Genomic DNA, 10,601 nt, shown 5'->3' with positions numbered 1-10,601 from the left:
GGAGGAGGCGCATGACCGCCGTTCACGCCCGGGTGGCCGGAGTGGCCGCCCACCTGCCCGAGACCACGATGACCACGGCCGAGCTGGAGGACCGGCTCGCCGCCCGCAACCCGGGGATGGACCTGCCCCGGAGCGTGATCCACAAGGCCAGCGGGGTGCGGCGCAGGCACGTCGCGCCGCCGCACGAGATGCCGTCCGACCTGGCCGCGCACGCGGCCCGCGCGCTGCTGGCCGAGCACGACCTGCACGCGCGCGACCTCGACCTGCTTGTCTACGCGGGGGTGACCATCGACCTCATCGAACCGGCGACCGCGCACATCGTGGCGGCGAAGCTGGGCGCCGGCTGCCCGGTGTTCGACGTGCGCAACGCCTGCAACAGCGTGCTGAACGCGATCCAGGTGGCCGAGGCGCTCATCGTCACGGGACGCCACCGGCGGGTGCTGATCTGCTGCGGCGAGCTGCCGACCGCGTTCATGCCGTGGACGCTGTCCGGGGCCGACGAGTTCCTGACGATCGCCGCCGCCTACACGGTGTCGGACGCCGGGGCCGCCCTGCTGCTGGAGCCCTCCGTGGAGCCGGGCGTGCTCGGCCACCGGTTCGCCGCCCAGTCGCTCGGATGGGACGCCGCCACCGTGCCGCTGCTCAACCTGACCTCCGACCCGGCATCCGACTGGCCGGTCATCCGGCCGCTCACCGTCGACGCCGTCGAGCTGGTGCGCGGCATCGAGGCGACCGACCACGCCGTCTTCACCGACCCGCTCGCCGCGCTCGGCCTCACCTGGGACGACTTCGCCGCCGTGTGCGTGCACCAGGCGTCGCTGCCCGCGCTGTGGAAGTTCTGCGACCACGTCGGGATCCCGCAGGGCAAGGTGGTCGTCACCATCGCCCAGCACGGCAACCTGGTGGCGGCGACGCTGCCGGTCCAGCTCGCCCAGGCGGTCGCCTCGGGGCGGGTGCGGCGCGGCGACCTGGTCGCGCTCGTCGGGCTGGCGAGCGGGTTCAGCGCCGGCACGGTGGTGGTGCGGTGGTGACGCCGGCGCCGGTGAGCGAGCTGGTCACGCGGGCCGAGCGGTGGGCCGCCGACCGGCCGGACGCGGTCGCCTGCCAGGTGGGCGGGCGGGCGCCGCACGCGGTCAGCTACGCGGAGACGGCCGAGGCGGTGCGGGAGACGACGGCCGCGCTGGCGCTCGCCGGGGTGCGTCCGGGCATGCGGACGGTGCTGCTGGTGTTCCCGGGCGTGGAGCTCGGCGTGCTGGCGCTGTCGCTGCTGCGGCTGGGGGCGGTGCCGGTCATGGTCGATCCGGGGCTGCCGTGGGCGGCGGTGCGGCGGTGCCTGGCGCGGGCGGAGCCGGAGGCGTTCATCGGCGTGCCGCTCGCCCAGGCGGCCCGGCTGGCGCTGGGCTGGGCGCGGCGCACCAGCCGCGTCACGATCACGGTCGGGCCGCGCCGGTTCTGGCCGGGCCCGACCCTCGACGGCCTCCGAGCCACCGCCCGTGCCGACGCCCGTGCCGACGACCGCGCCGACGACCGCGCCGACGCCCCTGCCGACGCCCGTGCCACCGCCCGCGCCACCCCCCGTGCCGACGCCCGCGCCACCGCTCCCGCGCCCGGGCCCGACGATCTGGCGCTGATCGCGTACACGTCCGGGTCGACCGGCCCGCCGAAGGGGGTGCCGTTGCGGCACCGGCATCTGACGGCGCAGCTCGACCTGCTCGCCGGGCTGGACGCCGTCCGCGCGGGCGCGTCCGTCCTGTCGACGTTCGTCCCGTTCGCGCTGGGGGCCGCGGCGCTCGGCGCGACCGCCGTGCTGCCCGACCTGGACCCGCGCCACCCGCTGCGGTTCGACCCGGCGGCGCTGGCCGAGGACATCCGCCGCTACCGGGTGTCGGCGGCGTTCGCCGCGCCCGCGCTGCTGGACCGGCTGGCCCGGCACTGCGCGGCCCGGGGGCTGGTGCTCGGCTCGCTGGACACGGTGGCCGTGGCGGGCGCGCCGCTGTCGCTGCCGACGCTGGAGCGCGTGCGCGCCTGCCTGCCCGGCGGGGCGCGGGTGCTGTCGGTGTACGGGGCGACCGAGTGCCTGCCCGTGGCCGCGATCGAGGGGCGTGAACTGACGGCGGCGCTGGCCGCGCACCCGGGGATGGGCACCTGTCTGGGCACGCCGCTGCCGGGGGTCGAGGTCCGGGTCATCGGGGTCACCGACGACCCGATCGCCCGGTGGGACGACGACCTGGTGGCGCCGCCCGGCGCCGTCGGCGAGATCGTGGTCTCCTCCCCCGCCGTCAGCGACCCGTACCTGGACGATCCCCACGCGACCGCCCTGGCCAGGATCGCGGACGGCGACCGGGTCTGGCACCGGATGGGCGACCTGGGCCGGCTGGACGAGGACGGCCGGCTGTGGTTCGCGGGCCGCAGGTCCGAGCGCGTCCGCGCGCCGGGCGGCGACCTGTACCCCGACCACGTCGAAACGCTGCTGGCGGGGACGCCGGGGGCGCGCCGGGTCGCGCTGGTGGGCGCGGGGCCGCGCCCGGTGCTGGTGGTGGAGCCCGAGGACGGCGTCCGGCCCGGCGCGGCACGGGCCGCGCTGCTGGCGGAGGCCGCGCGGCACCCGGCCACGGCGGGGCTGCGCGACGTGCTGGCGCATCCGCGGTTCCCGGTGGACGCCCGGCACAACAGCAAGATCCGCCGCGATCTGCTCGGCGTCTGGGCCGGGCGGCGGCTGTGAACGTCCTGGTGACCGGGGGCGGCGGGTTCCTCGGCCTGGCCGTGTGCCGCCTCCTGGCCGGGCGCGGCGACAGCGTGCGCGCCCTGCACCGCCGCCGGCACGCCGGGCTGGAGGCGCTCGGCGTCACCCAGTGCCTGGCGGACGTCCGCGACCCGGCCGCCGTGCGCGCCGCAGTGGACGGCTGCGAGGCCGTGGTGCACTGCGCGGCCATGACGGGGACGTACGGCGCTTACCGGGACTTCCGCGAGGTCAACGTGGACGGCACCCGCAACGTGCTGGACGCGTGCGCGGCCGGCGGCGCGCGGCTGGTGCACGTGTCGTCGCCGAGCGTCGTCCACGACGGGCGCGACCTGGAGGGCGTCGACGAGTCCGTCCCGTACGCCACCCGCTTCACCGCCGCCTACCCGCGCACGAAGGCGATGGCCGAGCGGATCGTGCTGGCGGGGCCCGTCCCGGCCGTGGCGCTGCGCCCGCACCTGGTCTGGGGGCCGGGCGATCCGCACTTCCTGCCCGGGTTCGTGGCGAACCGGCGGCGGCTGTGGCTGCTGGGCCGCGAGGACCGGACGATCGACACCGTCTACGTGGACAATGCGGCGGACGCCTGCGTGCTGGCCCTGGACCGGCTGCGGCCCGGGTCGCCGCTGTGCGGGCGGGCGTACTTCGTCACGCAGGGCGAGCCGTGCGGCTTCGGCGAGTGGGTGAACGCGCTGCTGGCCGCGGCCGGGCTGCGGCCGGTGCGGCGGCGGCTGCCGGTCCGGGCGGCGCGGGCGGCGGCCTTCGTCCTGGAGCGGCTGGCCGGTGTGCGGGACGGCTGGGAGCCGCCGCTCACCCGGTTCCTGGTGGAGCAGGCGTCGACCGCGCACTGGTTCGACATCTCGGCCGCGCGCCGCGACCTCGGCTACCGGCCGCGCGTGAGCATGGCCGACGGGCTGGCCCGCCTGGCCGCGCACCTCTCGGAGGCCCCGTGACCCGGTTCCCCGGCTACCCGTTCACGTCCCACTGGTACGCGCATCCGTCCCGGGGCGGGCTGCGCCAGCACTACGTGGACGAGGGGGCGGGGCCGCCGGTGCTGTTCGTGCACGGCAACCCGTCCTGGAGCTACCTGTGGCGGCGGCCGGTCGCGGCGCTGCGGGACCGGTTCCGCTGCGTGGCGCCGGACCATCTCGGCATGGGCCTGTCGGACAAGCCGTCCGCCGAGGAGCACGAGCACACGCTCGCCTCGCGCGTCGACGACCTGGACGCGCTGGTGGGGCATCTCATCGCCCGCCGGGGCGCGCCCGGCCGGGGGTGGACGCTGGTCATGCACGACTGGGGCGGGCCGATCGGCATGGCGTGGGCCTGCCGCCACCCGGGCCGGGTCGCCCGCCTGGTCATCCTCAACACGGCGGCCTTCCCGAACCCGCACGGCGAACGGGTCCGGCTGCCGCTGCGGGCGCCGCTGTGGGTGCTGCGCCGCACCCGGCTGGGGGCGCGGCTGTTCCTGCGGCACAACCTGTTCGCGCGGGCCGCCACCTGGCGTCCGCTCGGCGTGCGCCGCCGCATGCCCGCGCACGTGCGGGCGGCCTTCCTGGCCCCGTACGACCGGCCCGCGCACCGGGTGGCCGTGCAGCGGTTCGTGCACGACATCCCGCTGCAGCCGGGCGATCCGGCGTGGCCGCTGCTGGAGGGGACCGCCCGGCGGCTGGACCTGTTCGCCGGGCTGCCCGCGTTCGTCGGGTGGGGGCTGCGCGACCCGGTGTTCGACCCGGCCGTGCTGGCCGAGTGGCGCCGCCGCCTGCCCGCGGCCCGGGTGCGCGTCTACCCGCGGGCCGGGCACTACGTGCTGGAGGACGCGCACGAGGACCTGGTCCCCGAGATCCGCGCGTTCCTGACCGGGTCCGCCTGAACCGGCTGTTCAGGCTCCGGGGTTCTTGCGGGCGATGGCGGCGTTGAGCGCGGTGGCGAACAGCGTCCATCCGGCGTAGGGCAGCAGGAGCAGCCCGGCGCGGCGGTCGGCCGTCCAGCCCCGGCGGACGAGCAGCGCGTTGGAGGCGTTCAGCACGGCGATCTCGGCGAGCGCCGCGCGCGGGGCGTGCGCCCGGAAGAACAGGGCCGGCCAGGCGGCGTTGAGGAGCAGGTTGGCGGCCAGCGCGCCGCGGAACGCCCGCCGGTCCTCCTCCCGCCCGTTCGACAGGGCCCGGACGCCGGCGTAGGTGATGAGCCCGTACAGGGGCGTCCACACCAGGCCGAACGCCTGCGGCGGGGGCTGCCACGACGGTTTCGCCAGCCGCCGGTACCAGGCGGAGCGCGCGTCGGTGGCGAGCGTTCCGGCGACGGCGGCGGCGGTGACCCCGAGCGCGGTCTTCAGCAGGAGTTTCCCCTTCATGGCGATCTCCTGCCCTCGGAGCGCGCTCCCGCACCTCGGTCAGGGGCCGGCGATCCCCCTCTCGCGGAACCTCGCGTCCTGGGGCATACTTATGCCGGTTGACCATGATCACTGACCCCCGGTGAAGGGCACCATGGCTGAGCGTGGCATCGACCGGCGACGGCTCCTGACCGTCTGCGGCCTGTCCCTGGGGCTGGCCGCCCTCCCCACCGGGGTGCGGGCCGCCGCCTCGCCGCCCGACCCCCGGCCCCGCCGCGCCGAGGCGACGTGGGAGAACATCATCGAGAAGTCCTCCTTCAGCAGCTGGGCCGCGTTCGACCAGGAGTGGAACCGCCTCTACCCGTGGGACGGCGACGCGGACACGCACAACGGCGCCGCGCTGATGCACGCCGGCCAGATCACGCTGTCGGAAGGCGTGCTCACCCTGACGGCGACCCGGCTCGCGGCGGCGCAGGGCACCAGCCCCCACGCACCGCACGCCCCGCTCTGGTACCGCTCGGGCGCCGTCCACGCCAAGGAGCTGATCCTGGTCGACGACCAGTTCCCCGAGTACGACATCGAGGGCGAGTTCAGCGCGCAGACCGGGCCGGGCGTCTGGCCGGCGTTCTGGACAACCGGCGAGTGGCCGGCGTGGCCGCCGGAGAGCGACATCCTGGAGTACGTGGGCGACTCCACGAACCTCTTCAACACCTGGAACAAGACCTCCAGCGGCGACGAGGGCGAGGAGTCCGGCGGCGACCACTTCGTCACCCGGGCGAAGGTCCCCGTCGCCGACCCGGCGGCCTGGCACACGTACCGGGTGTGGATGTACAAGCAGGGCCCCGACGTCATGATCGACTACTACCTCGACGGCACGTGGGTGGCCACCCACCGGGGCAGGAACTGGGCCGGCGTCCCGCAGCGCCTCATCATCAACCTGCAGATGGGCTCGTACGCCTCCGGGCTGGACGGGCCCGGCGACGCCGGCTGGGCCGACCAGCTGCCGGGGCCCACCGGAGACACCCTGCTGCGCGCCCGCAACGTGTGGGCGGGGCGCACCCGCGCCTGGTAGCCGCCGGGGCCGCGCCCGTGAAGGTGGAGCCGCTGGCCGTCACGAGCCTCCCGCCGATGGGCGCCAAGGCCGCGGAGCTGACCGCGAAGGCCCGCGGCGGCACGGCCAGGACCGCCTCGCCGCAGCGGGCGCGGGCCGCGCGGGCGTTCCACGAGCTCCAGCTCAACCTGTGCAACAGCGGCAAGGCCGCCTGCTACGCCGACGGGCAGGCCGTCTTCGAGGGCGGCGACCTGATCTACGTGCTGGCCCCCGACCTGGTGACGCTGAACGAGATCTGCTCCGTCGACCTGCCGGACTACCTGCAGCCGTCGCTGGCCGAGGCGTGGCCGGACGACTGGACGTACTCCGTCTTCCAGCCTGCGCTCAACAAGGCCACCGGCCAGCCGATCACCTGCACGAACGGCGGCACGTACGGCAACGCGGTGCTCGGCCGGGTCCCCGCGGACCTGTGGCAGGGGGCCGACGGCTGGGCCGGCCAGTACACGACGCAGGACAGCGGCAACGAGGTGCGCACGTTCGCCTGCGCGTACGCGATCGGCGACCACCTGTCGTGCGCCACCCACCTGAGCGCGGCGAGCGAGGCGATCGCGCTGGCGCAGTGCCGGGCGCTGATGTTCGACGCCGTGCCGTACATCAGGTCGGAGGAGGGCATCTCCGGCAAGACGGTCGTCGGCGGTGACTTCAACCTGGAGTACGACACCTCCGACCCGGAGAACGTCCAGAAGTGCGTGCCCGCGGGCAACGTCCGCAAGGGCGACGGCGACGTCCAGCACGTGATCTTCAGCAACGACTTCGCCTTCACCGGCCGCTCCACGTTCGGGATGACGCACACCGACCACGACGCCCTCCTCATCAAGCTCAGCAAGCCGTGAGCGGGTCAGTCCCAGCGGAAGAAGGCTGAGGCGACGGCCGTCCCCACGACCACGCAGCCGGCCAGGCCGATCAGGTGGGCGCCCTGCACCGGGGCGCCCGCCCAGGCCGCCGACAGCGCCTCGACCCCGGCGCCGAACGGCAGCCACTCCCCCACCGCGGCGACCGGCCCCGGCAGGCTGTCGCGCCCGCCGAACATGCCGCCGGTGGCCCCCAGCAGGAAGAACAGGGTCAGGCCGATCGCCACGGCGGAGTTCGGCGTGGGCGACAGCGCCGCGACGATCAGCCCGGTGGCGTACATGGCGGCCACCATCAGCGCCAGCACGCCGACCGCGGCGCCCGCGCGCACAGGCGGGTTCGCGCCGAAGGCCAGCAGGGCGAGCACCCAGGCGGCGGCGATGCCCACGGCGATCTGCGCCACCCCGACCGCGGCCTGCGCGACCAGCACCATCAGCGGCGAGGCGGGCGTCACGCCGAGGCGGCGCAGGATGCCGCTGCGCCGGTAGTAGGCCAGGAAGCTCGGCATGTTGACGACGCCGGTGGTGGCCGCGACCATCGTGAACACCAGCGGCAGCACGTACACGTCGAGCGCGGTCCGGCCGTTGCCGACGCTCTGACCCCCGGCGGCGGAGGCGTTCATCACCAGGATGAGCATCGGCAGGCCGATCGGCACGATCAGCCCGGCGGTGTCGCGGGCCACCATCTTGAGCTCGCAGACCAGCAGCGTGCCGAAGGCGCGCGGGCCCGGCCGGTGCGCGGTGACGTCGGTCATCGGGGATCCTCCTCCTCGGCGCCGAGCCGGTGCCCGGTCAGCGCGACGAACGCGTCCTCCAGCCCGGCCCGCTCGCTGCGGGTCTCGGTGGCCACGACGCCGGCGCGCACGAGCGCGACGCTGACGGCCTGCAGCAGCTCGCCGTGCCCCTCGACGACGACCCGGCCGCCGTCGGCGCGCACCCGCTCGACGCCGGGAAGCCCTTCCAGCAGGCCCTCCGGTACGGGCGTCGCCGCGTGGAAGGTGATCCGCTGGGCGAACCCGGCGCGTTCGACGAGCCCGGCAGGCGAGCCGAGGGCGACGACCCGGCCCGCGTCGAGCAGCGCGACCCGGTCGCACAGCCGCTCGACCTCCTCCATCGCGTGGCTGACGAGCAGGATGGTCACGCCGGAGTCGCGCATCCGCTCGACGGTGGACCACATCTGGCGGCGCGCCTCGGGGTCGAGCCCGGTGGTGAGCTCGTCGAGGATCACCACGCGGGGCCGCCCGACGAGGGCGAGCGCGATCGACAGCCGCTGCTGCTGGCCGCCGGACAGGCTCTCGAACCGGTTGCGGGCCGAGGCGGTCAGGCCGACCGACTCGATCAGCTCCCCGGCCGGCACCGGGTCGCGGTAGAAGGTCGCGTACAGGCGGACCAGCTCGGACACGGTGAGCGCGGCGTGCAGGGTGGCGTCCTGCAACTGGACGCCGAGGACCTGGCGCAGCCGGGCCCGGTCGCGCCGCGCGTCCAGGCCGAGGACGCGGACCGCGCCGCGGTCGGGCCGCCGCAGCCCGGCGATCAGCTCCACGGTGGTCGTCTTGCCTGCCCCGTTGCGTCCGAGGATGCCGAAGATCTCCCCGGCGTCGATCGACAGGCTGACGTCCTCGACGGCGACCTTGGGCCCGTAGCGCTTGTGCAGTCGTTCCGCCTCGACGGCGGGCGTTGATGACATGTCCCGGACGTTAGGCGGGGGCCGCCGACCGGCGCCTGTGCCGATCGTCAGCATCGGCGGCCGTGACTTTCGGCACCCCCGGACTGCCGGGAGTCGCCATTACAGTGGCGTCATGCGGCGAATCGAGCCGGACACGTGGGCGGGCCTGGCGATGCTGCTGGTGTGTGTCGCGGTGGGCACCCCGACGCTGCTCGGCGCGGCCGGGACGCGCGTCCCGCTGCCGGTGTGGGGGGTGCAGTTCGCGCTCCTGCTGGCCACGCTGATGGGCGCCGCGCTCTGGGAGGACAGCCGCCCCCTGCTGTCGCGGGCGTGCTACGGCGCGTCGATCGTGCTGGGCTGGCTGACGCTGCTGACCGCGCCGAACGCCGGATGGCTGCCGATCCTGCTGGTCTGCACCGCGACCATGGGCGCGTACGTGGCCCCGCCCTGGGCCGCCCCGGCGGTGATCGCGCTCAACAGCGTCGTCATCGCCGTGACCGCGGGCCTGGCCGGCGCCGATGCCGCCTCGATCGGCCTGCAGACGCTGCTCTACCTGCTGATCCAGGTGGCGGGGCTGCTCAGCTCGCTGTCGATCCTCCGGGAGCAGCGGATGCGCCGCGAGCTGGCGGAGGCGCACGTCGAGCTGCGCGCGGCGAGCGTCATCCTGGCCGACACCGCCCGCGCCCACGAACGGCTGCGCATCTCCCGCGAGCTGCACGACCTCATGGGGCACCAGCTCACCGCCCTCACGCTGGAGCTGGAGGTCGCCCGCCACCAGGAGGGCGACGCCGCCCGCGCCCACGTCGAACGCGCCGGCGAGGTGGCCCGCACGCTGCTGAGCGACGTGCGCGCCACCGTGGGCCGGCTCCGCGCCGACGCCCCCGAGCTGCGCGCGTCGCTGCGCGCCGTGGTGCGTGACATCCCCGGCCTGGACGTCGACCTGCGGATCGACGACGACGTGCGGCCCTGCGAGGAGGTGACGCTGACGCTCGTCCGCGTCGTGCAGGAGATCGTCACCAACACGATCCGGCACGCCGGAGCGACCTCGCTGCGCGTCCGGATCGAGAGCGCGCCCGACGGAGGCGTCCGGCTCACCTCGGCCGACGACGGGCGCGGCAGCCCGCTGCTGCGGCTCGGCAACGGGCTGCGCGGCCTGCGCGAGCGCGTCGACGCCGTGGGCGGCCAGGTGCGGTTCGACGGCAGCTCCGGGTTCCGCGTGACCGCCACGGTGCCGGGGCGGTGACCGGGGTGACCCAGGCGATCCGGGTGATCGTCGTCGACGACCAGACGCTGGTCCGGCAGGGCATCCGCAGCCTCCTCGACCTGACCGAGGACATCGAGGTGGCCGGGGAGGCCGACGACGGCATGGCGGCGCTGGCGGCGATCGAGGAGCACGCCCCGGACGTCGTCCTGCTCGACCTGCGCATGCCGCGTCACGACGGCCTCTGGACGCTCGACGCGCTGCGCGAGCGGGCGGGCGGCGCGCCGCCGGTGCTCGTGCTGACCACGTTCGACGACGACACGCTCGTGCTGGACGCGATGCGCGCGGGCGCGGGCGGCTACCTGCTGAAGGACGTGACGCTGGAGCGGCTGACCGGGGCCATCCGGGTGCTGGCCGGAGGGGGGACGCTGATCTCGCCGTCGATCACCGACCGGCTCATGCGGGCGGTGCGCCGCCGCCGTCCGCCGGACGGGACCGGCCTGCCCGCCGTCCAGCCGCTCACCGAGCGGGAGCTGGAGGTGCTGCGGCTGGTCGCGGAGGGCTACAGCAACCGGGAGATCGCGCAGGCGCTGTTCCTGGCCGAGGGCACGGTCAAGAACCACGTCTCGACCGTGCTGCTCAAGCTGGGGGCGCGCGACCGGACGAACGCGGTGCTGCGCGCCCTGCACGCCGACCTCCTCGGCTGACC

At 75.5% G+C, this 10,601-nt stretch carries 11 protein-coding genes; 8 read left to right on the top strand and 3 right to left on the bottom strand.

What is annotated here, in order from left to right; all coding sequences use genetic code 11:
- Positions 1 to 11 precede the first annotated feature (11 nt).
- The 4 genes from KME80_RS31505 to KME80_RS31490 are packed head-to-tail and all read left to right on the top strand — an operon-like array spanning position 12 to position 4,607.
- Positions 12 to 1,031: a 3-oxoacyl-ACP synthase III family protein gene (locus tag KME80_RS31505; RefSeq protein ID WP_219510115.1), complete on the top strand. Its 1,020-nt coding sequence runs from the start codon at positions 12 to 14 to the stop codon at positions 1,029 to 1,031.
- Positions 1,025 to 2,722 (top strand): fatty acid CoA ligase family protein, encoded by a 1,698-nt coding sequence (locus tag KME80_RS31500; RefSeq protein ID WP_219510114.1) that lies wholly within the window; start codon positions 1,025 to 1,027, stop codon positions 2,720 to 2,722. The genes KME80_RS31505 and KME80_RS31500 overlap by 7 nt, the downstream gene beginning before the upstream one ends.
- The gene (locus KME80_RS31495; RefSeq protein ID WP_219510113.1) at positions 2,719 to 3,690 is read left to right on the top strand and encodes an NAD-dependent epimerase/dehydratase family protein; all 972 of its coding nucleotides are present in this window, start codon (positions 2,719 to 2,721) and stop codon (positions 3,688 to 3,690) included. Before KME80_RS31500 ends, KME80_RS31495 begins: the two co-directional genes overlap by 4 nt.
- Positions 3,687 to 4,607, top strand: coding sequence for an alpha/beta fold hydrolase (locus KME80_RS31490; protein ID WP_219510110.1), 921 nt, complete (start codon positions 3,687 to 3,689; stop codon positions 4,605 to 4,607). The genes KME80_RS31495 and KME80_RS31490 overlap by 4 nt, the downstream gene beginning before the upstream one ends.
- Positions 4,608 to 4,616: 9 nt before the next feature.
- Here the strand turns inward: KME80_RS31490 and KME80_RS31485 are convergent, their stop codons facing one another.
- The gene (locus KME80_RS31485; RefSeq protein WP_219510109.1) at positions 4,617 to 5,087 is read right to left on the bottom strand and encodes a TspO/MBR family protein; all 471 of its coding nucleotides are present in this window, start codon (positions 5,085 to 5,087) and stop codon (positions 4,617 to 4,619) included.
- Between the two features lie 133 nt (positions 5,088 to 5,220).
- Between KME80_RS31485 and KME80_RS31480 the strand changes: the two genes are divergently transcribed.
- Together KME80_RS31480 and KME80_RS31475 are read left to right on the top strand one after the other, a co-directional pair.
- Positions 5,221 to 6,138: a glycoside hydrolase family 16 protein gene (locus KME80_RS31480; RefSeq protein ID WP_219510108.1), complete on the top strand. Its 918-nt coding sequence runs from the start codon at positions 5,221 to 5,223 to the stop codon at positions 6,136 to 6,138.
- Positions 6,139 to 6,155: 17 nt separating this feature from the next.
- Entirely contained in the window at positions 6,156 to 7,010 is an 855-nt protein-coding gene (locus KME80_RS31475; protein WP_219510107.1) for an endonuclease/exonuclease/phosphatase family protein, read from the top strand.
- Positions 7,011 to 7,015: 5 nt separating this feature from the next.
- Here KME80_RS31475 and KME80_RS31470 read toward each other — a convergent pair whose 3' ends face one another.
- Both KME80_RS31470 and KME80_RS31465 read right to left on the bottom strand, forming a co-directional pair.
- Positions 7,016 to 7,780, bottom strand: coding sequence for an ABC transporter permease (locus KME80_RS31470; RefSeq protein ID WP_219510106.1), 765 nt, complete (start codon positions 7,778 to 7,780; stop codon positions 7,016 to 7,018).
- Positions 7,777 to 8,712 (bottom strand): ABC transporter ATP-binding protein, encoded by a 936-nt coding sequence (locus KME80_RS31465; RefSeq protein WP_219510105.1) that lies wholly within the window; start codon positions 8,710 to 8,712, stop codon positions 7,777 to 7,779. The genes KME80_RS31470 and KME80_RS31465 overlap by 4 nt, the downstream gene beginning before the upstream one ends.
- Positions 8,713 to 8,824: 112 nt before the next feature.
- Between KME80_RS31465 and KME80_RS31460 the strand changes: the two genes are divergently transcribed.
- Both KME80_RS31460 and KME80_RS31455 read left to right on the top strand, forming a co-directional pair.
- Positions 8,825 to 9,934 (top strand): sensor histidine kinase, encoded by a 1,110-nt coding sequence (locus KME80_RS31460; protein ID WP_219510104.1) that lies wholly within the window; start codon positions 8,825 to 8,827, stop codon positions 9,932 to 9,934.
- Complete coding sequence (locus tag KME80_RS31455) at positions 9,931 to 10,599, top strand: response regulator (RefSeq protein ID WP_308126002.1); 669 nt, start codon at positions 9,931 to 9,933, stop codon at positions 10,597 to 10,599. Before KME80_RS31460 ends, KME80_RS31455 begins: the two co-directional genes overlap by 4 nt.
- Positions 10,600 to 10,601: the final 2 nt, after the last annotated feature.

The sequence above is a fragment of the Nonomuraea ceibae genome (assembly GCF_019396325.1).
GTDB classification, from domain to species: Bacteria; Actinomycetota; Actinomycetes; order Streptosporangiales; family Streptosporangiaceae; genus Nonomuraea; species Nonomuraea ceibae.
This window is presented reverse-complemented; position numbering and strand designations above follow the sequence as displayed.

Coding starts and splice junctions, on each gene's coding strand:
- KME80_RS31480 (WP_219510108.1), top strand. CDS start 5,221: ATGGCTGAGCGTGGCATCGACCGGCGACGGCTCCTGACCGTCTGCGGC.
- KME80_RS31470 (WP_219510106.1), bottom strand. CDS start 7,780: ATGACCGACGTCACCGCGCACCGGCCGGGCCCGCGCGCCTTCGGCACG.
- KME80_RS31460 (WP_219510104.1), top strand. CDS start 8,825: ATGCGGCGAATCGAGCCGGACACGTGGGCGGGCCTGGCGATGCTGCTG.
- KME80_RS31465 (WP_219510105.1), bottom strand. CDS start 8,712: ATGTCATCAACGCCCGCCGTCGAGGCGGAACGACTGCACAAGCGCTAC.
- KME80_RS31505 (WP_219510115.1), top strand. CDS start 12: ATGACCGCCGTTCACGCCCGGGTGGCCGGAGTGGCCGCCCACCTGCCC.
- KME80_RS31485 (WP_219510109.1), bottom strand. CDS start 5,087: ATGAAGGGGAAACTCCTGCTGAAGACCGCGCTCGGGGTCACCGCCGCC.